23 protein-coding genes are annotated in these 21,056 nt (G+C 50.9%); 6 read left to right on the plus strand and 17 right to left on the minus strand.

Going from position 1 to position 21,056, the window contains the following annotated elements; genetic code table 11:
* Window positions 1-9 precede the first annotated feature (9 nt).
* Entirely contained in the window at window positions 10-216 is a 207-nt protein-coding gene (locus LG201_RS08665; protein WP_226771753.1) for a hypothetical protein, read from the plus strand.
* Between the two features lie 10 nt (window positions 217-226).
* On the opposite strand, the gene LG201_RS08670 is transcribed toward LG201_RS08665, so the two are convergent.
* The 6 genes from LG201_RS08670 to LG201_RS08695 all read right to left on the minus strand — a co-directional run bounded on the left by LG201_RS08670 (window position 227) and on the right by LG201_RS08695 (window position 7,050).
* Window positions 227-1,447 carry a hypothetical protein gene (locus LG201_RS08670; protein WP_226771754.1) on the minus strand — a complete coding sequence of 407 codons (1,221 nt, stop codon included), beginning with the start codon at window positions 1,445-1,447 and terminating at the stop codon, window positions 227-229.
* 212 nt (window positions 1,448-1,659) lie between these two features.
* Entirely contained in the window at window positions 1,660-2,454 is a 795-nt protein-coding gene (locus LG201_RS08675) for a transglutaminase family protein (RefSeq protein WP_226771755.1), read from the minus strand.
* Window positions 2,455-2,483: 29 nt separating this feature from the next.
* A complete protein-coding gene (locus LG201_RS08680; RefSeq protein ID WP_226771756.1) occupies window positions 2,484-3,434 on the minus strand; it encodes an alpha-E domain-containing protein in 951 nt (316 codons plus the stop codon).
* Between the two features lie 4 nt (window positions 3,435-3,438).
* Window positions 3,439-4,860: a circularly permuted type 2 ATP-grasp protein gene (locus LG201_RS08685; protein WP_226771757.1), complete on the minus strand. Its 1,422-nt coding sequence runs from the start codon at window positions 4,858-4,860 to the stop codon at window positions 3,439-3,441.
* Window positions 4,861-5,005: 145 nt separating this feature from the next.
* The gene (locus LG201_RS08690) at window positions 5,006-6,685 is read right to left on the minus strand and encodes an ABC1 kinase family protein (RefSeq protein ID WP_226771758.1); all 1,680 of its coding nucleotides are present in this window, start codon (window positions 6,683-6,685) and stop codon (window positions 5,006-5,008) included.
* A 26-nt stretch (window positions 6,686-6,711) separates the two neighbouring features.
* Window positions 6,712-7,050: a PgaD family protein gene (locus LG201_RS08695; protein ID WP_226771759.1), complete on the minus strand. Its 339-nt coding sequence runs from the start codon at window positions 7,048-7,050 to the stop codon at window positions 6,712-6,714.
* Window positions 7,051-7,183: 133 nt separating this feature from the next.
* On the opposite strand from LG201_RS08695, the gene LG201_RS08700 reads away from it, so the two are divergent.
* Window positions 7,184-7,726, plus strand: a complete 543-nt coding sequence (locus tag LG201_RS08700; RefSeq protein WP_226771953.1) for a C40 family peptidase — start codon at window positions 7,184-7,186, stop codon at window positions 7,724-7,726.
* A 47-nt stretch (window positions 7,727-7,773) separates the two neighbouring features.
* Here LG201_RS08700 and LG201_RS08705 read toward each other — a convergent pair whose 3' ends face one another.
* The 5 genes from LG201_RS08705 to LG201_RS08725 all read right to left on the minus strand — a co-directional run bounded on the left by LG201_RS08705 (window position 7,774) and on the right by LG201_RS08725 (window position 11,264).
* The gene (locus LG201_RS08705) at window positions 7,774-8,676 is read right to left on the minus strand and encodes a ZIP family metal transporter (RefSeq protein WP_226771760.1); all 903 of its coding nucleotides are present in this window, start codon (window positions 8,674-8,676) and stop codon (window positions 7,774-7,776) included.
* A 27-nt stretch (window positions 8,677-8,703) separates the two neighbouring features.
* Window positions 8,704-9,315: a superoxide dismutase gene (locus LG201_RS08710; protein WP_226771761.1), complete on the minus strand. Its 612-nt coding sequence runs from the start codon at window positions 9,313-9,315 to the stop codon at window positions 8,704-8,706.
* 109 nt (window positions 9,316-9,424) lie between these two features.
* Entirely contained in the window at window positions 9,425-9,937 is a 513-nt protein-coding gene (locus LG201_RS08715; RefSeq protein ID WP_226771762.1) for a hypothetical protein, read from the minus strand.
* Between the two features lie 150 nt (window positions 9,938-10,087).
* Window positions 10,088-10,873: an EAL domain-containing protein gene (locus tag LG201_RS08720; protein ID WP_226771763.1), complete on the minus strand. Its 786-nt coding sequence runs from the start codon at window positions 10,871-10,873 to the stop codon at window positions 10,088-10,090.
* A gap of 103 nt (window positions 10,874-10,976) precedes the next feature.
* A complete protein-coding gene (locus LG201_RS08725; RefSeq protein WP_226771764.1) occupies window positions 10,977-11,264 on the minus strand; it encodes a SelT/SelW/SelH family protein in 288 nt (95 codons plus the stop codon).
* Window positions 11,265-11,458: 194 nt separating this feature from the next.
* Here LG201_RS08725 and LG201_RS08730 point away from each other — a divergent pair, with 194 nt between their 5' ends.
* From LG201_RS08730 to LG201_RS08745, 4 genes are all read left to right on the plus strand, one after another.
* Window positions 11,459-12,889 (plus strand): S41 family peptidase, encoded by a 1,431-nt coding sequence (locus tag LG201_RS08730; protein WP_226771765.1) that lies wholly within the window; start codon window positions 11,459-11,461, stop codon window positions 12,887-12,889.
* A 75-nt stretch (window positions 12,890-12,964) separates the two neighbouring features.
* Complete coding sequence (gene coq7 / locus LG201_RS08735) at window positions 12,965-13,585, plus strand: 2-polyprenyl-3-methyl-6-methoxy-1,4-benzoquinone monooxygenase (RefSeq protein WP_226771766.1); 621 nt, start codon at window positions 12,965-12,967, stop codon at window positions 13,583-13,585.
* Entirely contained in the window at window positions 13,582-13,893 is a 312-nt protein-coding gene (locus tag LG201_RS08740) for a DUF2322 family protein (RefSeq protein WP_226771767.1), read from the plus strand. Before coq7 ends, LG201_RS08740 begins: the two co-directional genes overlap by 4 nt.
* A 205-nt stretch (window positions 13,894-14,098) precedes the next feature.
* The gene (locus LG201_RS08745; RefSeq protein WP_226771768.1) at window positions 14,099-16,204 is read left to right on the plus strand and encodes a TonB-dependent siderophore receptor; all 2,106 of its coding nucleotides are present in this window, start codon (window positions 14,099-14,101) and stop codon (window positions 16,202-16,204) included.
* A 52-nt stretch (window positions 16,205-16,256) separates the two neighbouring features.
* On the opposite strand, the gene LG201_RS08750 is transcribed toward LG201_RS08745, so the two are convergent.
* The 6 genes from LG201_RS08750 to LG201_RS08775 form a co-directional block, all read right to left on the minus strand.
* Window positions 16,257-16,652, minus strand: a complete 396-nt coding sequence (locus LG201_RS08750; protein ID WP_319006046.1) for a VOC family protein — start codon at window positions 16,650-16,652, stop codon at window positions 16,257-16,259.
* Window positions 16,649-17,071: an OsmC family protein gene (locus LG201_RS08755; RefSeq protein WP_226771769.1), complete on the minus strand. Its 423-nt coding sequence runs from the start codon at window positions 17,069-17,071 to the stop codon at window positions 16,649-16,651. Before LG201_RS08755 ends, LG201_RS08750 begins: the two co-directional genes overlap by 4 nt.
* Window positions 17,072-17,158: 87 nt before the next feature.
* A complete protein-coding gene (locus LG201_RS08760; protein WP_226771770.1) occupies window positions 17,159-17,617 on the minus strand; it encodes an FKBP-type peptidyl-prolyl cis-trans isomerase in 459 nt (152 codons plus the stop codon).
* A gap of 102 nt (window positions 17,618-17,719) precedes the next feature.
* Window positions 17,720-19,135 carry a D-alanyl-D-alanine carboxypeptidase/D-alanyl-D-alanine endopeptidase gene (dacB, locus tag LG201_RS08765; protein WP_226771771.1) on the minus strand — a complete coding sequence of 472 codons (1,416 nt, stop codon included), beginning with the start codon at window positions 19,133-19,135 and terminating at the stop codon, window positions 17,720-17,722.
* Window positions 19,136-19,140: 5 nt separating this feature from the next.
* On the minus strand, window positions 19,141-20,451 hold the full coding sequence (gene bioA, locus LG201_RS08770) for an adenosylmethionine--8-amino-7-oxononanoate transaminase (RefSeq protein ID WP_226771772.1): 1,311 nt from the start codon (window positions 20,449-20,451) through the stop codon (window positions 19,141-19,143).
* Between the two features lie 2 nt (window positions 20,452-20,453).
* Entirely contained in the window at window positions 20,454-20,999 is a 546-nt protein-coding gene (locus LG201_RS08775; RefSeq protein ID WP_226771773.1) for a hypothetical protein, read from the minus strand.
* Between the last annotated feature and the right edge of the window lie 57 nt (window positions 21,000-21,056).

A 21,056-nucleotide genomic window follows, 5' to 3' on the forward strand; every position in this document is an offset into this window, starting at 1 on the left:
ATATCGACCATGAGCGTCCATGCCATCCGCAATATCTGCTTCGCCATCTGTATCCTGTGCATCCTTGGCAGCCTGCTGCTTGGAATTGCCATGATCTGGGATTGGGTCAAGGACTCTGACTTCATCCACAAAAGCTTTATGACATTAGGCGCATTGTTCGTGGCCTCGCTGCTGACACTCTCAGTGGCAAAGAAGCTAGGCGTCAAGGACGAGTAAACTACCCGTCTTACGAGGCGGCCAGCCTGACGCCTTCTTCACGTCCTGCAGCCTCCGTGAGCATGGCAACATTATCCTTGGTGAAGAATCCCTGGAAATCACCAAAACGCTGCACATACTCAATAATCAGTGAAGAATGTTCCGAGGCATTGGAAAATATCTGCTTGAGCCCTTCCTCACGCGAGCCGATCACATCCAGCAGGAAACCCTGCCCTTGTGCTGCAATGGCGTTCACCACAAACTCGATGTTCTCCAACCCTTCCCTTTCCCCATCTCGCACGGCTATCGCCAAGTGATGCAAGCGTGGGCCATAGTTACGCACAAAGGTCTCCGTCGGGGATGGCAATTGTTCCAGATGATTGACGAAATAAGGTGTGTTGTTGGCAGTAAATACCTTGGCAGGGCTCTTTGATTCCGCCAGGCCATGCGCACTCTTGGTGACATTGGTGGAAGAGTTCTGGTTGAAGATATTGTAAGCGCCCCAGAAGTAATAACTGGACCAGGACAGGTACTCAAGGATCGCCACTTCCCGGTTCTGGCTGTATACCCGCGTTGCCAGGTGATCTATAGGTAGCAGCAAGTCACTGATCCGCAGCTTGTCCTGCATACTCTTGGCTACTTCATAGGCTTGCTGCACCTCTTCATCCACACGGCTGACACCCAAGGCATAGACACGCATTTCATCCGGTTGCCGCTCAAGATAGGCCACAATATTGTGGGTATAAGGCGATGGTTTGCTCACGGCCAGGTTACCGGGCAGCTCCAGCTTGCGAATTTCATCCTGGGAGAAAAAGCGGAATTCCCGCTCCTGCTGAAGCTTGACCACGTCATGCAGATTATCCACGCGGATAATTTCACCCATATAGCGGCTATTGGGTTTCTTGGCACCGACCGGATAAATTTCATTCAGGCTGCGAAAGATACCTCGGAGGTTAGGATCTTTGACCTCCCGCACAATAATATCTGGCGAGGACAGGTCTATCCTTAGGACATGCGTCCAGTGTGACTCGCTCTCCAGCGTCACCAGATAATGGTAAGCCGTCATCAGGCAGAGCTCGGCAATGTATTTCACCGAATGGCCGGGGTCTACCGTGATCATCAATGCATCAATTTCATGCACCATGCTGGTAAGTCCCAGCGCATCCCGCTCTTCCAGCAACTTGACCAGATACTCCTCAAAGAATGGGGAATTTTCCTTGTCCCCGTGGCGGGGAAACTGCAATGAGTTCATGCGTTCTCCTGTATTTTCTCTGCTTTGCGCTGCAATGAAACGCGCGCTCCACTGTCTTGGTTATAGAAAGTGCCGAAGACAGCATCAAGAGTTAATGGGCTGATGCTCCCAATCAACTGGAGCGGTCAAGCAAGCGTGACTGGCAAGGCACATCGACGCAGAACGTCAGTATCCCTTAGCAGGGCAGAGGCAACGCCACCAGACGCGCTCGCTCACTGCTGGGCTTGCATTTGGTTAACGTGCACGCCCACCGTCATCGTCTCCAATCCACCGCCCACCCGCATCCCGCTCACAGGACACGCATCCCGATAATCAAGCCCGGTCGCCAAGCGCACATGGACGCCATTGGTACGGCAACGATTGGATACATCAAAACTGGCCCAGCCTGTGTCCTTGATCCAGACATCAGCCCAGGCATGGCTTTCCATCAGGCTCCCATCATTGGTAAACAGGTATCCACTGACATAGCGCGCCGGCATGCCCAGATATCGGCAACATGCGATAAAGATATGTGCATGATCCTGGCACACGCCACTGCCAGTCTTGAAGGCATCAATCGCAGTGGTATCCACCGCCGTCGCCCCCTTGTTATAAGGCACTCTATCTACAATCGCATGCATCATTTCATCGAGCATGCGCTCATCCGGCTTGATCCTGCCAAACTGTTGTGCAAACTGGCGCAAGCTGGCATCGATTTCTGTCAGACCTGTGGTTCTCAAATAAATTTCACGCGGCAGTGCATCATAGGCAGGTGGCGTATCCAGGCCGGTTTCCACTTCACCGGTTGCCAAGATGTTGATTTCCTCATGCGGCGTATCCAGCACCAGGATATGCGCTGCATTCCCATAGGTATCATCATGTCGCTGCAAATGACCATTGACTCGAATCTCCCAGCGCCGCACCCGCTGACCAAAGCCATCCTGAGGTGTCAGACGCAACTGCTGGATGGTGTAGTTAACGATATCCGTGTAGAGATAGTGAGTTCTGTGATTAATATTGAGCTGCATGATAAGGCTCCGTTTCTTGTTCCGTAAGGCTATGCACCGATAGGCGCATTAAGGAAAGTACGCTGGATCTCAGCGCCCAGATTATTGTTGGACTCGATGAAGTCCGACAGAAATTCGTGTAGTCCATCTTGAAAAATATCATTCATGCGCCCGTAGCGCAGACGTGCATGCAATTCACCTGCCAGCCGTCGGCATTCGGTACTATGGCGCCCGCTGAGTTGCTCAAGAATGGGGGTAATCTCGGAAAAACAGGCATGCAATGAACGCGGCATGTCCTCGCGCAATACCAGCAACTCGGCAACGCGCCAGGGCTCTATCGCATCATTAAACACTTTTTGATACGCCTGGAAAGCAGACACTGCACGCAAGACAGCGCTCCACTCATAGTAGTCTACCGCCCCGCCCACCTCTTCATCTCCTGGCAACAACAGGTGATACTTCACATCCAGTAAACGAGCCGTATTGTCAGCACGCTCCATAAAAGTCCCCAGGCGCAGAAAGCGGAAAGCATCATCCCTTAACATGGTGCCGAAGCTAACGCCACGGAACAGGTGAGAACGCGCCTTTACCCAGTCGCAAAACTCTCCCAGACCTTGCTTCATGAGATCAACACCGATGAACTGGCTGAATTCCAGCCATAAGCTATTGATGCTCTCCCAGGTTTCAGCAGACAAGGTCACGCGCACTGCACGCGCATTTTCGCGCGCGCCACGCAAGGCATTGAAAATGCTGGATGGATTTTGCGTATCCATCGACAGGTAACGGACTACGCCCACAGCAGTCACCTCGCCATACTCATCGCGATACGCTTCCAACCCGCCAGCAATCTGTAGCGCAGGCTCCCATAACTCAGCCTCGCTTTGGGCGGCATTGGGCACCAGGGACATGTTGTAAGTAACATCAAGCACGCGAGCCATATTCTCGGCACGCTCGATATAACGGGCCATCCAGTACAAATGATCTGCGGTTCTACTCAGCATGGCATCAGTCTTTCAAAATCCAGGTGTCCTTGGTACCGCCACCCTGCGAGGAATTCACCACCAGGGAGCCCTCCCTCAACGCCACACGGCATAAGGCACCAGGCACCAGCGTGACGCTCTTTCCTGACAGGACAAAAGGTCGCAAGTCCACATGCCGGGGAGCCACGCCTTTTTCCACCAGGGTAGGGCAGGTGGAAAGTGCCAGGGTTGGCTGGGCAATGTAGTTGGCGGGATGCGCGATAATGCGCCGGCGGAAATCTTCCAGCTCCTGCTTGCTTGCAGCTGGCCCCACCAGCATGCCATACCCACCAGACCCCTGTACCTCCTTCACCACCAGCTCTGCGAGATGACCAAGCACATACTTGAAGTCATCTTCCTTGCTCAACTGATAAGTGGGCACGTTGGATAAAATAGGCTCTTCACCCAGGTAAAACCGGATCATCTCGGGCACGTAGATATAAGTGTCTTTATCATCCGCAACTCCAGTGCCCACCGCATTGGCCAGTGTCACACCGCCATTGCGATATACCGAAAGCAATCCAGGCACGCCCAGCATGCTGTCAGGGCGGAAACTGAGCGGGTCAATAAAATCATCATCGATACGGCGGTAGATCACATCCACCCGCTTGGGACCTTCTGTCGTGCGCATATACACAGCGTTATTGCGTACAAACAGATCCTGCCCCTCGACCAGCTCAATGCCCATCTGCTGGGCAATGAAGGCATGTTCAAAATAAGCACTGTTATAGGCACCGGGTGTCAGCAAGACTACGGTCGGTTCTGGCACCCCGGCCTGTGCGACCGCCCGCAAGTTATTCAGCAATACCTGTGGATAATGCTCTACCGGTGCAATCGGGTAACTGCGGAACAGCTCAGGAAACAAACGCATCATCATCTTGCGGTTTTCCAGCATGTAGGAAACGCCGGAAGGGGTGCGCAGATTATCTTCTAGTACGTAGAAATCATTTTCGCCGGTACGCACCAGGTCGATGCCGGCAACATGGGCATAAATGCCTTTAGGCACATCCACCCCAAACATTTCCGGACGGTATTGCGAATTGGCCAGTATCGTGGCCGGGACAATGCCCGCCTTGATGATAGCCTGCTCATGATAGATATCATGCAGGAACATATTGAGCGCCTTGACGCGCTGGATAGCGCCCTCTGACAGGCGATCCCACTCTTTGGCTGAAAGCAGGCGAGGCAGTACATCGAAAGGAATCAGCCGTTCAGAGCCAGCATCCTCACCATACACATTAAAGGTAATACCCACGCGACGGAACAGCAGCTCAGCTTCTTGTCGTTTACTTTCCAGCTGATGGAGCGGCACATTTTTTAACCAGGCAGCATATTCGGCATAAATCGACCTGACCGCTTCATCTTGTAGGTACATCTCATCAAAAGGTTTTTTAGCAGCGGTATCCATGTGATTTCTATCGCAAGGGGCATGCCAGACAAAAATACATTAAGATTCAGGATGTTAAAAAACACATCAATGACAAATGGCCTAAAACGCACCGAAATGGGGCAATGTCAAAAACGTGCAGCCCTGATATAGGGCTGGTTCCGGCCTAGTCTTTACCCGATCGCCAGATGGAGACCATCAGCATGATGCCGATCACAAAAGCGAGGAAAAATCCAAGAAAACCAAACGCAGGCAAGCCGAACAGCTCCGGACCACCGCGCACCGTCATCACGATAGATGACCCAATAATCAGCGAAGCCGTAATCAATGCCATGGTGAGCCGGTTGGTACTGTGATCCAGCTGGTGACCGAAATGATCAAGCCGCTTCAGATCCAGGTTAAGTTTCAGCCTGCCACGCCCCGCCTCTTTCAGCACTTGCGAAATATCACCAGGCAACTCACTGACCGCACTCACCGTCTTGCCAAAGCCGCGGCTGCCTTTACGCCACAATGTCCGTGGCATATAGCGGTCAATAATGATTTTCTTCACGAACGGGGTCAGGTGACTGACAATCTGGAAATCAGGATCAAGCTGCCTTCCCAGGCCTTCCAATGTAATCAGCGCCTTGAATAGCATGGTCAGGTCAGGCGGTACGGACAGCTGGTTTTCTCGCATGATGGTGGTCAGGTCATTCAGCAACACGCCAAAACTGATGTGCTTTAGCGGCGCATTATCGTAAGTGCAGATAAACTCATCCACATCTGCGCCCAGCTTGGCCTCATCCACCACGACATTACCAGCCCAGGTAATCAGAATATCGCGCAAGGTATCGATATCCCGCGACACCAATGCCGCCAGCAAGTCTGCAATCTCATTCCGGCGGTCTATGCTGATACGGCCTACCATGCCGCAATCAATTACGGCAATCTTGTTTTCAGGCAGGAAGAAAATATTACCCGGGTGCGGATCAGCATGGAAAAACCCATCAATCAGCACCATCTTCATAAGAGCATCCGCCCCACGCGCGGCCAGCAACGGTAAATCCATCCCTGCCTGACGGGCCTGTACCAGGTCATTGCCGGGGATACCATTGATCTGCTCCATCACCAGGACACCGTCACTGGTGTAATCCCAGTAAATCTTGGCAAAACTGGTGGTCTGGTCATTCAGGAAATTACGCGCAAACCGTTCAGTGTTGCGGCCTTCCAAGGCCAGATCCAACTCACGCTTGAGTGACTTGGAAAACTGCTCCACGATCTCCGATGGGTTAAAGCGCCGAACCTCTTCAACCTCAGCCTCAATCAGCTTGGCAATATGCGCCAGCAACCTGAGATCGGCATCAATATTCTCGCGTATCCCTGGCCTGCGTAATTTGAGAATGACCGGCGTACCATCCTGCAACTTGGCTTGGTAGACCTGGGCAATAGAAGCGCCTGCCACAGGTGTAGACTGAAAATCCCGGAACACTTCAAACGGCGACTTACCCAATGCTGCTTCTAGATCTGGCAGCATTTCCTCAAACGGGACTGGAGGTACCTGATCCTGTAGCTTGGCAAGCTCTGTAATCCAGTTAGGTGGAAAAATATCTGGCCGTGTCGCCAGTACCTGTCCCATTTTCACAAACGTCGGGCCCAGTTCCTGTAATGCCAACCGTGCGCGCACTTCTGATGGAAGCGCCATGATTTCACGTGAGGCTTCTGAATTCAGGGCATTCCCGGCACGCCTGATCCAGCTGCGTTTACCCAAACGTTCTGCGATGTCCCCCCAACCGTAATACATGAGAATACGGGCAATAGCACGCAAGCGCCTGAAATCACGCATCACAGAAAGAGTTTCACGCAGCATAAAGAATTCCGAAAAAAGGGGTTAGATTACTCATCCTGATCAAGACGATGGGCGCGATGTTCAATCCGCTGCGCCATGTCCATCAGCTTATGGCTGGCGGCATGTGCCACCTTTGCCCCGACATGCTTGACCGCACGTTTACCAGCATTCTTGATCCGGCTGCTCGTATCATGCACCCTGATTGCCAAAGACTCTGCCATCAAACGCGCTCGCTCGCGAGAACTCAATTTAAAATGCTTGGCGTATTCTGCCAGTGTCTGCTCCAGCTCTGCAGGAGACAGGTGATGCAGCTGCTCACGCCGCTTGGCATCCTCAACGGATGCCCTGACCCTATGAATCAGTGGAAATGTGCTTTCACTCATCATGTCCTACCTTATTCCAGCGTTGATAAGCCATTCTACACCATCGTGTTCATGCCTCCAGAAGCAGTACTGGAGACAACAAAACACGATAAAAGGTTTACAAGAGTATTTTTTCCCTTTTAGAATGGGGCCGATGATGACAATCCGAGCCCTGATCGCTACCCTGTTTTTGCTAGGCACCCAGCATGCTATGGCTGCGGATTCCGCTTACTCCTGGCAGCCTCAGCAGCAAAACAGTGAAGAGTCGGAAAAATCAGGCTGGTCAGATATTGCACAGGAAGTCCTGATCAGTGCACTCAGCCTGACCGGCATCAAATACACCTACGGTGGGAAATCTCCAGAAACAGGTTTTGATTGCAGTGGGTTTGTGCGCTATGTATTCCAGCAATCTGCCAGCATGACCTTGCCCCATGGCGCCAAGGCAATCAGCCAGATGGGACAGACCGTTTCAGCCGACCAGCTACAACCCGGTGACCTGGTATTTTTTAATACATTGAAATCTGCGTTTTCCCATGTGGGGATATATCTGGGTGACAATAAATTCATTCACGCCCCCAGTTCAGGCGGTGGCATTCAAGTGGTGAATATGAAGGACAGCTATTGGTCCAAGCGCTTCAACGGTGCGCGCCGTATTGATAGCGACGATAAAAATGCAGTCAGCAGTCTCAACAATAAATAAAGGCTGATGACAGTCGCCACCAGCCTTCTATACCGCTCAACACGCGTTTAAGCCAGCGCAGTATCCAGCATCATCATCAAGACAAACCCGACAATCAAGCCACTGGTCGCAAAGACCTCATGCCCCTTGCGGTGAGATTCAGGGATGATTTCGTGGCTGACCACAAACAACATGGCACCCGCCGCAAAGCCCAACCCCCAAGGCAGTAATGCCACAGATGAGCTGACAATGGCTGCGCCCAATACAGCACCTATTGGCTCCACCAGGCCGCTCGCCATGCCGATGATAATGGCAGTCTTGCGCGAGTACCCGACCACAGCCAAGGCCATCGCCACCACAAATCCCTCGGGAATATCCTGAATAGCGATGCCTGTTGCTAGCGCACTGCCTCGCACTACATCACCACCAGCAAATCCGACGCCAATCGCCAAACCTTCAGGCACATTGTGCAAGGCAATCGCAAACACAAACAGCCAGGTACGCTTAAGCGCTAAAGAGCTTTGCCCTTCAACGCCTTTGATGAAATGCTCATGTGGCACCCAACGCTCCAGCGCCAGCAATAAAGCGGCCCCCAGAATAATACTGGCCCCTACAATAGAAGCTGCGCCCCAGGCTGAAGCCCCCTGCATCTGTGCAGCCTCGATGCCAGGCACAATGAGCGAGAAAGCACTGGCGGCCAGCATGACACCGGCCCCAAAACCAAATAGCGTATCCATGACACGCTCGGGTAACTGCTTCCAGAACAATATGGGCAACACCCCGGCCGCGGTTGCAAATGCAGCGGCAGAACCACCCCAGAAAGCATCCCGCACTTGAGGTGTAGCCCAGGCCGCCTGGGCCCAATCCCCTAACAATTGCACAGCCGCGATCAAGACAATCACACTGCCCATGGCAATGCTCCACAGCCAGGCGCGATGGCGGCCGCTTGCAATCAGAAAGGGAAAGTTCATACCGGCTTACTCAATGGTTCATGCAAATTATGCAAGGGCAGCTTGATAACGGCGGGCCACTTCATTCCAGTCAACCACGTTGAAAAACGCGCCTATGTATTCAGGGCGACGATTCTGGTAACGCAGGTAATAAGCATGCTCCCACACATCCAGACCCAGGATCGGAGTATTGCCAGTAGACAACGGACTATCCTGGTTGCCAGAACTTTCCACAATCAGCTTCTTTTCAGGAGTCACAGACAACCAAGCCCAACCGCTACCAAAACGTGTCAATGCAGCCTTAGTGAAGGCTTCCTTGAACACATCAAAGCCACCAATATCCGACTTGATGGCATCGGCCAGTGCACCGGCAGGCTCTCCACCACCATTCGGGGATAACACTTTCCAGAATAGGCTGTGGTTAGCATGACCACCACCATTGTTACGCACAACACCACGCAAATTCTCTGGCAATGTATCTAGCTTGGCTAGCAGAGCCTCAACTGGTTCGTCGGCAAAGCTGCTGCCTTCAAGCGCGGCATTGACATTATTGATATAGGTTTGATGATGTTTGGTATGGTGGATTTCCATGGTCTGGGCATCAATATGTGGCTCCAGTGCGTTGTATGCATAATCCAGGGGGGGTAGCGTATAAGCCATGGTAAAACTCCTTAAGATTGTATTGAAAGTTTAGATATATCAGATAAATGAATTAACCTGCACAATCTTATGCTTTTTTATGCAGAAAATCACACTCTGGGGAGAGATTTTAGTGCAGTGACCGTTCCTGTTGCGTGCAAAACTGACCGCATACTCGCAAAGTTTTAGTCACTAAGGGATGTTGACTGTATAGATTGCTAAAGTTCAGTAATTCTGTGTAGGTACGTCTACCATGACGCTGGGCTGCCTGCCGCAATTCACACCCCATACTGGCATCAGCACAAATCCTGGACAGGCACTGGTGCGCCTCGCACAAGCGACAGGCTGCCGCATTGATATCACCTTGACGCGCATGCACATTGGCCAGGTTGTGATGAGAAACCACATAGGCCGCCATCACGGTATCCACAGGCAACGGCAGTGTATCTGCCTGTACGCATTGCTTAAGCAACTGCTCCGCCTGCTTTAGTGCACTGTGGTACTGCTGCAATGCAGCCTGGTCTTCATTCTGTGAAAATGCCTGATTTCCCTGCTTGATTGACTGTTCCCACGCTGACACGCTACTGCGCTCAGACGTGACGGCATCGTCTAGGGAGGAATCGGAATTTCTGACAGGACTCATTCTCTTTGACACCAAGAATAACAATGAGAATAATTATTGTTTATTTCCAAACACAATACAACACCCGCAATAGAAATTGTTATAGCCCGCCATTAATATGCATGAAAGTGATCTATTGCCTGAGACTTTATGCGCGCTTGTGTGAAGTCATTACCGTACTTGCAAATCCTGCCTGGCAAACAGATTGCCCTGCACGCAGTCCACGCCCATGCGCCTGGCCCAGTCAAACGAAGCGCAAGTATCGACTTCACTCATGACTGTCTGTACCCCGATTTTACGAGCGGCACTGACCAGCCAATCCACTGTTGCCTGAGCAGCTTTGATATCCAGAGCCCGCAATGCCATGCTGCTGAATTTGATAATGCTGGCATCCATAAATGCACTCAGTGAAAACATACCCCAGCTCACGCCGACATCTTCCAGTGCAACGGATGTGCCACATTGCTGCAACATGGAAATCATGCGTTGTGAGCGGTAAGCATCTGCCACGCTCTTATGGTCGACAATATTGACGATTAACTCACGCTCAGACCAGGCGTGCTCCTTGAACAAGGCTAGAAAAGGATTCTGCATATCACCGCCGCCCATAAAGAAGCTATCAATATCCAGGTCCAGCATCAGCCAGCCGGTACCAGGAAACTGGGAGATCTGTAGCTTCTTCATTTCCATCTCGATGTGAAACAGCAGCAAAGGATTCTTGTGCAGGCTTGCAAACATCTTGCCCGCATCGATGGCGTGATAGTCATGGGTCCAGAATCTGGATGAGGCCTGGTAACCCAGCAGCTCTCCAGACTGAACTTCGACTATAGGCTGGTAGTGCGCGCCGAAACGGCGCCCCAGAATAACATCCAATAACTCACTCGGCTGCAAATCTGCGGGCTCAACCTCATGTCCCAACATCAAGGCGCCGATTTCAGAACGGTTAAACGCATTCATTAAAAAATCCTCCAGTCATTTCCTCTAGGATTCATAATAAATGATAACGATTTACATTTAAAGAATTATTTCTGACTATTTTAGTCGGATATTATTTTGCCGCTTATTTCCGATCGCTGTGACCTAGATCCCGCTCCGGATCAATTTGATCCCTCACCAGCTGCTTCAGCTCTTTAGACTCAGGAAAACGCCCCTGCTCTTTACGCGAAAATAGCAGGCCCTTGTTCAGCCTGACCTCAAAAATACCGCCAGTCCCAGGAACCAGACTCACGCGACCAATGTCTGATTCAAAAGTTGTCAACAACTCCTGCGCCATCCAGGCAGCACGCAACAACCACCGGCATTGCGTACAGTATTCGATTTCAAGCTCAGGTAAACCAGCCAGGCTCATGAATGGCACTCCATGTGTAAAATTTGAAAAATAAGCGCAAGAGACATTGAAAAGTAAAAAATGACTGTGCGATACTCTGCAACACTTTGCAATGACAATACAAATAGCGGAAAATGAATAATATTGTTATTCCATATTCCCTGCACTGTATTTAGTGTTTAATCACCTGACTTTCCATTAAGGAATTGTTTTACATGCGCCCAAAATTAAAAAAGATCGGCTTGATCGTCGCAGGCCCGCTACTCGGTGTGATGCTGAGCCTGAGCTACTCCGCGATTGCCGATAAAGAAACCAAACCGCAGCTGCCACTTGATGACCTGCGTACCTTTGCCGAAGTCTTTGGCAAAATCAAGAGCGACTATGTAGAACCTGTTGAAGATAAAAAACTGCTGACAGAAGCCATCAACGGTATGTTGTCTGGCCTGGATCCTCACTCAGCTTACCTGGATGCGGATGCATTCAAGGACTTGCAAGCAGGCACACAGGGTGAATTCGGCGGCCTGGGCATTGAAGTCGGTATGGAAGATGGCTTCGTCAAGGTGGTTTCCCCGATTGAAGACACCCCTGCTTACAAAGCCGGGCTCAAAAGTGGTGACTTGATCATGAAGCTGGATGATACGCCAGTCAAAGGCATGACCCTAAATGATGCAGTCAAGCGCATGCGCGGCAAGCCTGACACCAAGATTACCTTGCTGGTGTTACGCAAGGGTGAAGCCAAACCACTCACGTTTGTATTGACACGTGCAGTGATCAAAACCCAAAGCGTAAAATTCAAGCTTTCAGAGCCTGGTTATCCTTATATCCGCGTGACCCAGTTCCAGGAACATACCGGCGAAGATCTGGCTAAGGCCTTGAAAACCCTGCGTGATCAAAATAAAGAACCGTTCAGAGGTCTGATTCTGGATCTACGCAACAACCCAGGTGGCTTGCTGAATGCTGGTGTTGGTGTTTCTGCTGCGTTCCTGCCCAAGGGTGAACTAGTGGTATATACCGAGGGTCGCGGTGAAGAGGCCAAAATGCGCCTGACAGCCAACCCGGAGAATTATGTTCGCGGTGGTGCACGTGCCGATTACCTGCGTGATTTGCCTGCAGACCTGAAGACCCTGCCTATGATCGTCCTGGTCAATGGCGGATCAGCATCAGCCTCTGAAATCGTGGCGGGCGCCCTGCAGGATCACAAACGCGCCATCATCATGGGTACCCAGAGCTTCGGCAAGGGCTCAGTGCAAACCATTCTGCCGATGAACAATGGCACGGCAATCAAGCTGACCACAGCGCGTTACTTCACGCCAAAAGGTCGCTCGATTCAAGCCAAGGGCATTGTGCCGGATATCCTGGTAGAGGAAGCAATTGTCAACTCGCCAGAGCATGCTGCAATGTTGCGCGAGGCTGATCTCACGCGCCACCTGAGCAATCCAAAGGATGGCGAAGAGAAGCCTGTTGTCCCACCTGCTCCTGAAGAAAAAGAGAACAAGCAGGAAACGCCTGCTGCTACTCCTGAAGGTGAGCAAAAAGACAAGAGCGCAGCGCCTACTGGCCCGATTGAACCTGGTTCCAAAACCGATTACCAGTTCAATCAAGCACTGAACCTGCTCAAAGGCCTGCAGATCCTGCAACGCAAGTAAGCAACATCCAGCCGCCCATCTCACGATGGGCGGCTTTCTTTTGGCCGGTAGCTTAATTTCAGAACACACCATCCCATGCTAGACCGCTTCATTATTGAGTTCGATAAAGGCTTGAGAACCTTATTGGCGCCAGCACATAGCAGGCGTCCTTATCCTGACCATGCACTGGATGAGCAACTGAGTGATCAGCAAGAGAAGCGTCACGCTGCAGCACTCATGCGCATCAATCATAGTGGCGAAGTGTGTGCACAAGCGCTTTATAGTGGCCAGTCGCTCAGTGCCCGCAATCCTGATACGGCGCGCGCGTTGCAGCAGGCAGCCGAGGAAGAAACCGAGCACCTGGCGTGGTGTGAAAAACGCATCAAGGAACTAGGCAGCCATACCAGCGTATTGAACCCTATCTTTTACGGCGGATCTTTCGGTCTCGGGCTGCTGGCTGGATGCCTTGGAGACAAATGGAACCTGGGCTTTCTTGCAGAAACCGAGAGACAAGTCGGTCAGCACCTCACGGAACACTTGAATAAATTCCCCGTGCAAGATATCAAGAGCCAGGCGATTATCCAGCAAATGCGTGCAGATGAAGCCGCACATGCCGATAGTGCCATTGCGCACGGAGCGGCTGAACTGCCATTACCAATCAGGGCCACCATGCGCCTGTTTTCCAACATCATGACAACGACGACCTATCATCTATGACCACATTCAGCGAAAACCTCGCCGCTCTTGAAGTAGCGGACAACATCCAGACCATTGAACTGCTTGATGCCAACGCAAACCTGGTTGGCCTGATTGAGAACAAGCAAGGCAGTCAAGGCTCTGTTCGTGTCTATTACCACCTATTCAAAAAATACGGCAGCATCAATGTGGAAGCCGCTCAAGATGGCCTCAGTATTTATGCAGAACATACAACGGATGCAGAGGAAAACCCGGGCAAACATCCCAATATTGATCGACTATTTTCCATCATCAAGCACAATAGTCCATTAACCCTGCGCATTAATTAAGTCACGAAGGCCCCATCAGGGGCTTTTTGCTGATCCCAACGTCAACGTTGTAAACATACAACATTCCCAATCTAACAAAATCAATATATATCAATTACTTAAAAATAATCATTAGTTAAATTATGTAAATAATTACCATTTGCATTATTTAACTAACAATAATCATTATCATTTACCAGCTTTTTAATTTATCAGGGAAATGATAATGAGTAAATCCATTGAACGTATGGCAAGTGCGGTAGCATTGCTTTGCCTATCAGGCAGCAATCTTGTTTTAGCCGCAGATACCTTGCCTGAAATCCAGGTTAAGGTTGAGGGAAGTTCAGACCCTAAATCATCTGAAACCACCAAGTCATATACCGTCAAATCAAGTACCACAGCTACTAAACTCAACACACCACTAAAAGAAACCCCGCAATCGATCTCTGTTCTGACCCGCAGTCTTATCGACGACTTCAAGCTTACATCCGTCAACGATGCGCTTGATATGGCCACCGGTATCAGGGTGGAACGGGCCGAAACTGATCGCACTTATTACACGGCGCGTGGTGCCGACATCACTAACTTCCAGATTGATGGGATTGGCGTACCTTTCCAGACAGGTTTACTGATCGGGGACATGGATACCATTGTCTATGACCGTATCGAGGTACTGCGTGGCGCCAATGGCCTGCTGACGGCGACTGGCAATCCATCTGCAACCATCAATTTTGTCCGCAAGCGCCCAACTACGGAGTTCAAGGCGCAGGTCAATCTTACTGTAGGTTCCTGGGATAAACGTCGCGTCGATGCTGACATTTCCGGACCACTCAACGAAGCAGGCACTGTTCGTGGTCGCCTGGTACTATCAACCCAGAACCGTAATTCCTACCTAGACAACTATAGCCAAGAACGCAATGTGGCTTACGGCATCATCGAGGCCGATATCACCGATAACACCAAAGTGGCATTTGGTCATACCTACCAGCAGAATGACACCAACAGCCCAACTTGGGGGGCACTGCCATTGCTTTATGCAGATGGCTCGACCCGTCACTACAGCCGTTCCACATCTTCGTCACCAGACTGGACAAACTGGAACACACTCAATAACACCAGCTTTGCAGAACTGACACACTTCTTTGATAACGGCTGGAAGATCAAGACCCAGTTTTCACGCAAGACCGAGACTGGTCAAACCAATCTATTCTTTCTTACCGGCAATGAAATCCGTGCCACGGGCACTGGCCTATCCTATTTTGCGGGTCAATACCATGACACTTTTAAGGAGTATATTGGGGATCTCTACGCTTCTGGCCCATTCACATTAGGGGGGCGAGAACATGAGTTAGTCGTTGGATCAAGCTGGTCTCGCTCCTATGGTCGAGCTAGAGGCAGTGGTACCGGCTACATCGCCCTCAGTAACCTCAACAGTATCGGTACCATTGCAGAACCTAACTGGGGTGGCTTGGCTGATCAAGGTTCTAGATCGCAGAAACGTCTGAACCACTATGTGGCAGCCAAGTTCAACATCTCCGATAAGTGGAAATTGACTACAGGTGCCAGCATGCTTAGCTATAAGTATGAAGGTGATTACTATGGCGCGAATAATGATGCCAAGGGCCATGACAAGGTCACCCCCTATATCGGGGCAGTATATAACCTGACAGAACAACATACTCTGTATGCCAGCTATACCGGTATTTACAATCCTCAGACAGCTCTTGGTGCAACACTTCAACCGCTAGCCCCATTGAAAGGCAAGAACTATGAGGCAGGTATCAAGAGCGAACTGCTCACCAATCTCAACGCCTCGTTTGCACTATTCAGGAGTGAGCAAGAGAACCTGGCTGAATCAACCGGACAGCAAGTTAACAATGTGTTCGTCTCCAGGGCGATTGATGCCACAACCAAGGGCTATGAGTTTGACCTGTCTGGCGAGCTTAGTGAACGCCTAAAACTCAATGCGGGCTATACGCGTCTCATGAGTGTCAAAGGTAATGATGATCTAAACGTCAAACCTTATACTCCACGGCATCTCGTCAAGCTGAGTGTAACCTATCAGGTACCTAATATTGAGAAATTAAAAGTTGGCGCCTCGCTTAACTGGCAGGATTCCACTCACTATGTCTACACCAATGGCAGTCGTTTCAAGCAGGATAGCTATGCCCTGATCAACCTCATGGCCAACTACGAGCTGAATCAGCATTGGACTGCAGCAGTGAACGTTTATAACCTGACCAACGAGAAATACCTGAACAGCCTGATGTTTGGACAAAGCTATTATTCGGCGCCTACAAACGCCAGCGCCACCTTGACCTGGAATTACTGATCCCTAATTGAGTGGCAACAAAAAGCCCCGCATGCGGGGCTTTTTTTATATCTTAAAGTCTGCCAGAAATCGGCGGATGGTAAATGATCTGAACCGCCGTTCCTGCCGGGTCAGCACAGTAGAAACTTCTCGCCCCATCCCGGTGGGTTTTTGGGGGCACCAATATTTTTACGTCATTTTCAACAAAATGACTGTGCCACTCATCCACCAGCTCGATATGGCTGATGATAAATCCTATGTGATCCAGGCGCTGCTTGCCTGCAATCTCTTCGCTACTGCGGTGCAAGGCAAGATTGTCATTGCCGGAGGTCAGAAAGTAGTTGTCTGCATCTGGCTGCCACTCAACCTGCATACCAATGAGATCAACATAGAAATGCAGGCAGGCTTCAACATCTTGTACAAACAGGGCGACATGACGTAGCCCTTGCATCCCTGCTGGACGACTCAAAGCGCAGTTTCCCTGATTTCAAAGCCATGGGTAATCTCCGCGGCTTTCCCCAGCATGATGGAGGCGGAGCAATATTTTTCGGCAGATAGTTTGACCGCACGCTCGACTTGTCCCGGATTGAGCCCTCTGCCAGTTACGACAAAATGCACGTGTATCTTGGTGAATACCTTGGGAATTTCATCCGCACGTTCTGCCTGGATTTCAGCCACGCAATCACTGATAGGCTGGCGTGACTTCTTGAGTATGGTGACCACATCGAACGAGGTGCAGGCACCCATCCCGATCAGCAGCATTTCCATAGGGCGCATCCCCAGATTGCGACCACCTGCATCTGGTGCACCATCCAGCACCACGGCATGTCCGGTTTCTGACTCGCCCATGAAGCAGACATTCTCAATCCATTTAACACGTGCTTTCATCTTTAACTCTTATCCATGGTGAAACATTAATATCGTGGCAACATACTTCAATACAAGCAGTGAATCGAAGTATGTTGCGTATCCCAATTACTTGATACCTAGCAGCTCTACATCAAAAATCAGTGTCGCATTTGGCGGAATCACCCCACCAGCACCACGCGCACCATAGCCATATTCAGATGGAATGATGAGGGTGCGCTTGCCGCCAACCTTCATGCCGGCAAAGCCTTCATCCCAACCACGAATGACCTGGCCACCGCCAAGGTAGAATACAAATGGCTCACGGCGATCCAGCGAGCTATCAAACTTGGTACCCTTGCCATCCGGCTTGCTGGGATCATATAACCAGCCTGTGTAATGTACGGTTACATTGAGGCCAGCTTCAGCCTCGCGGCCTTCACCTACCTGGGTATCGATTTTCTGCAATTCTGTTACGTTGGCACTCATTACGGTTTTTTCCTTGTCATTGGTGTTATCGGCTGAACAGCCGCTTACAGCAAGCATGGCAAGCACAAAAGCACTGGCCAGCATGGAGATTGGTTTCATCAAAAAAACTCCGATAGCTGGTTAAAAACAGCAGTGTCTAATCACACTACGTGAGCTATCTATGATACTAGATTATCTATCACGATGTGCTTGCCAGCCGGCTCAGTTATTCACCGCTGCTGGCTGCTGGTACACCCAGTCTATCAATGCATCCTGCGCAGCTCGTGAAGCGCTCGCTTTGGGATCGTTCACCATGATGACCGCCACCCAGCGTCTGCCGCTTCTATCATGCACATAGCCCGCAAGCGCACTGACGCCCGTGATGGTGCCCGTCTTCAGGTGGGCACTGCCGCGCGCAGGACTATTGCGCAAACGGTTAGCCATGGTGCCGTCTACCGAAGGAATCGGCAGGGCCGACAGATACTCCGGCATCACCGGGCTGGCATAGGCCGCCAACAGCATTTCGCCCATGTGTTGCGCACTGATCTGTTCATTGCGTGACAAGCCAGAGCCGTTTTCAAGCACTAACTCAGGAAAACGCAAGCCCTTGCTGGCAAGCCAGGCCTGAATAGCGTGGACGCTGTCTGCCTCCATGGCAGGCGTAGCCACGCGTTCCGCACCTATGGTCAGGAACAGCTGCCTCACCATCAGGTTATTGCTATATTTATTGATGGTACGAATGATCTCAGCCAATGTCAGCGAGTCATGTGACATCAGGTAATTGGCCATTTCTGGCAGGCTGGCATAACGCCATTGCCCACTGAATTTCCCGCCCACTTCCTGCCAGCTCTGACGAAACAGGTTATACGCATATGGGCCATCTTCCAGCACACTCAACTCAACTGTTTTCTCGCGACACGCTGCAGGATACTCACCACTGAACTTGACCTCGACCAGGTTACCCTGTGGCTTGACCTCAAAGCTGAGCTGATTTTTCCAATCACCACACTCCCCTTTAGTCAGCTTGACCTGGTTGATGATCTTGATGTCAGGTAAGTCAGGGTCAGCCTGGATAGCCAGTTGCCGGTTATCCAGAAAAAAATGGAATGAAGTAGACTTGATATTGACCGGAAAACCGTTAGGGGCTGCGTTATACGGGGAATGAGGCTTTTCATCGAACGCAGCGACATCATGATGTTTGCTCGCAAAGTATTCAGTATCGATGAGTAAATCGCCACGTATTTCATCCACGCCAGCGATACGCAGCTCTTCCAGCATACTGCGCATATCGGCCGCCATCAGGTAAGGATCACCCTTGCCTTTAATAATCAGGTTGCCGTGTAGCACCCCATTACTCAGCATCCCATCGTGATAGAGTTCGGTACGCCAGCGATAGGCAGGCCCCAGTAATTCGAGGCCTGCATAGGTAGTGACCAGCTTCATGGTTGAAGCCGTTTTCATTGGCCGCTCAGCCTGATGACTGATCAGGGGCCGGGGTTGATCCACGGCTTGCACAAAGACGGCTACATTCTCCTGCGCAATGCCATTTTTCTTCAGGATATCACTGACGGCTGATGGCAATTCAGCATACGCAGGGCCTGCCATCATAGTGAACACCCACCAACATATTCTTGCCATCCACTTCATGTAGTTTCCTTATGCAGGATTTCCACGGTTTGCATCACCATCCAGTCCATCTCATCCTCGCTAATCACATAAGGTGGCATGAAATACACCGTGTTAGCTACCGGCCTCAGCAACAAGCCCCGTTGCAGAGCGGCTTGATAAAAACTTTTCTGAAAACCGGGGTTGTCCGTCTGCACTTCAAATGCCCAGATCATGCCGGTGTTACGCAAATGACTAATCGGCAGCTCATCCAGCACCTGCAAACGCTGGTTAAGATAAGCAGCCTTGCTGCGATTGATATTCAGCACATCATCCTGCTCAAAAATTGCCAGGGTTGCGAGCGCGGCGCTGCAAGCCAGCGCATTGCCGGTATAACTATGGGAGTGCAGAAATCCACGTGCTACGTTGTCATCATAAAAAGCCGCATAGATCTCATCCGTTGTTTGCACCACGGAAAGTGGCAGGTAACCACCAGTAATCCCTTTGGACAGGCAGATAAAATCAGGCTTGATAGCAGCCTGCTCCACTGCAAACATCGTACCCGTGCGGCCAAATCCGACAGCAATTTCATCTGTAATCAGGTGAATCTCATAGCGATTGCAGATGTCACGTATGCGTACCAGATAGGCAGGGTGATACATGGCCATGCCAGTGGCACACTGTATTAACGGTTCCAGGATAAAAGCGGCAATTTCAGTGTGGTGTGCGGCAATATGGGCTTCGGCGGCAGAGGCACATCGCAGTGCATATTGCTCTGGTGTTTCACCCGTCTCCGCCAGTCGCCAATCTGGGGATGGCAAGGCAATGCTGCCGCGGAGCAGATTGGCGTAGGTATCCTTGAACAAAGCGACATCAGTGACTGACAGTGAGCCCAGGGTCTCACCGTGATAGCCGTTCTGCAGGCTAATAAATTGGGTTTTTTCAGGCTTGCCAATATTGCGCCAGTAATGGAAACTCATCTTGAGCGCAATCTCCGTGGCAGAAGCGCCATCAGAGGCATAAAAACTGTGACCCAGCCCGGTCAATGACGAGAGTTTCTCTGATAGCTCAACCACGGGCTGGTGAGTAAAGCCAGCCAGAATGACATGCTCTAGCTGATCGAGTTGTTGCCGGATTGCATCCTTGATTCTGGAATTGTTATGTCCAAACAGGTTGACCCACCATGAGCTGACACCATCCAGATATCGCTTGCCCTCAAAATCTTCCAGCCAGACACCATGACCACTGCGAATTGGCACCAACGGCAGTGTTTCATGTTGCTTCATCTGCGTGCAGGGATGCCACACACTGTGGTGGCTTCGATCCAGCAGTGACTGGTTACTCACCATGATTAATGCAACACGTGCTGTGTCGCCTCATCCGCCAGCACGATCATATCGGTTGAAAACCCCAGATCCCACGCAGCTTCCTGTGTTGCCAACTGCAACATACCGCTGATGGCATGATTGAGCTCCTCGGTGAGTGCAATGCTATACACCTCACCAGTCTGGCTATGAAACTCCAGCATGGACTCCAAATGATCGATATGCACCAGCTTGCAATCCGTCACCAGCACAGGAGGGTCCGCTTCGGCAATTTTTCGGTCTTGATAGGCGCCGGAAAGATTGATGCCCTGTATCAGGGACAGGTTATCCGCCTCCTGATTGAAACGTTCCAGCAACTCTTCAGCCGTCACTGCCATCACATCATGCATGGGCATGGGCGAAAGCTCGCTATCCTGCAACAACCCCCACAACACCCGGACAATGCGCCGGGTCAGCCAAGCACTCAACTCCGTCTCATCAGCCAGACTGACTTTCAGCAACATGCGGTCCTGTGGACCGCTGTAACTAAGGTGAAGCTGCTGAATCGCCATATCCGCAAACTCATCTGACATCAAACTACTCCCGCACCACAAACATAAGCACGCGATTATAAAGCTTTAACCAGGAAC

The organism is Methylobacillus gramineus (genome assembly GCF_020532675.1).
GTDB classification, from domain to species: Bacteria; Pseudomonadota; Gammaproteobacteria; order Burkholderiales; family Methylophilaceae; genus Methylobacillus; species Methylobacillus gramineus.

Excerpts from the sequence above, each read along its gene's own strand:
- LG201_RS08665 (WP_226771753.1), top strand. The coding sequence starts at position 10 with ATGAGCGTCCATGCCATCCGCAATATCTGCTTCGCCATCTGTATCCTG.
- LG201_RS08670 (WP_226771754.1), bottom strand. The coding sequence starts at position 1,447 with ATGAACTCATTGCAGTTTCCCCGCCACGGGGACAAGGAAAATTCCCCA.
- LG201_RS08675 (WP_226771755.1), bottom strand. The coding sequence starts at position 2,454 with ATGCAGCTCAATATTAATCACAGAACTCACTATCTCTACACGGATATC.
- LG201_RS08680 (WP_226771756.1), bottom strand. The coding sequence starts at position 3,434 with ATGCTGAGTAGAACCGCAGATCATTTGTACTGGATGGCCCGTTATATC.
- LG201_RS08685 (WP_226771757.1), bottom strand. The coding sequence starts at position 4,860 with ATGGATACCGCTGCTAAAAAACCTTTTGATGAGATGTACCTACAAGAT.
- LG201_RS08690 (WP_226771758.1), bottom strand. The coding sequence starts at position 6,685 with ATGCTGCGTGAAACTCTTTCTGTGATGCGTGATTTCAGGCGCTTGCGT.
- LG201_RS08695 (WP_226771759.1), bottom strand. The coding sequence starts at position 7,050 with ATGATGAGTGAAAGCACATTTCCACTGATTCATAGGGTCAGGGCATCC.
- LG201_RS08700 (WP_226771953.1), top strand. The coding sequence starts at position 7,184 with ATGACAATCCGAGCCCTGATCGCTACCCTGTTTTTGCTAGGCACCCAG.
- LG201_RS08705 (WP_226771760.1), bottom strand. The coding sequence starts at position 8,676 with ATGAACTTTCCCTTTCTGATTGCAAGCGGCCGCCATCGCGCCTGGCTG.
- LG201_RS08710 (WP_226771761.1), bottom strand. The coding sequence starts at position 9,315 with ATGGCTTATACGCTACCCCCCCTGGATTATGCATACAACGCACTGGAG.
- LG201_RS08715 (WP_226771762.1), bottom strand. The coding sequence starts at position 9,937 with ATGAGTCCTGTCAGAAATTCCGATTCCTCCCTAGACGATGCCGTCACG.
- LG201_RS08720 (WP_226771763.1), bottom strand. The coding sequence starts at position 10,873 with ATGAATGCGTTTAACCGTTCTGAAATCGGCGCCTTGATGTTGGGACAT.
- LG201_RS08725 (WP_226771764.1), bottom strand. The coding sequence starts at position 11,264 with ATGAGCCTGGCTGGTTTACCTGAGCTTGAAATCGAATACTGTACGCAA.
- LG201_RS08730 (WP_226771765.1), top strand. The coding sequence starts at position 11,459 with ATGCGCCCAAAATTAAAAAAGATCGGCTTGATCGTCGCAGGCCCGCTA.
- coq7 (WP_226771766.1), top strand. The coding sequence starts at position 12,965 with ATGCTAGACCGCTTCATTATTGAGTTCGATAAAGGCTTGAGAACCTTA.
- LG201_RS08740 (WP_226771767.1), top strand. The coding sequence starts at position 13,582 with ATGACCACATTCAGCGAAAACCTCGCCGCTCTTGAAGTAGCGGACAAC.
- LG201_RS08745 (WP_226771768.1), top strand. The coding sequence starts at position 14,099 with ATGAGTAAATCCATTGAACGTATGGCAAGTGCGGTAGCATTGCTTTGC.
- LG201_RS08755 (WP_226771769.1), bottom strand. The coding sequence starts at position 17,071 with ATGAAAGCACGTGTTAAATGGATTGAGAATGTCTGCTTCATGGGCGAG.
- LG201_RS08760 (WP_226771770.1), bottom strand. The coding sequence starts at position 17,617 with ATGAAACCAATCTCCATGCTGGCCAGTGCTTTTGTGCTTGCCATGCTT.
- dacB (WP_226771771.1), bottom strand. The coding sequence starts at position 19,135 with ATGGCAAGAATATGTTGGTGGGTGTTCACTATGATGGCAGGCCCTGCG.
- bioA (WP_226771772.1), bottom strand. The coding sequence starts at position 20,451 with ATGGTGAGTAACCAGTCACTGCTGGATCGAAGCCACCACAGTGTGTGG.
- LG201_RS08775 (WP_226771773.1), bottom strand. The coding sequence starts at position 20,999 with ATGTCAGATGAGTTTGCGGATATGGCGATTCAGCAGCTTCACCTTAGT.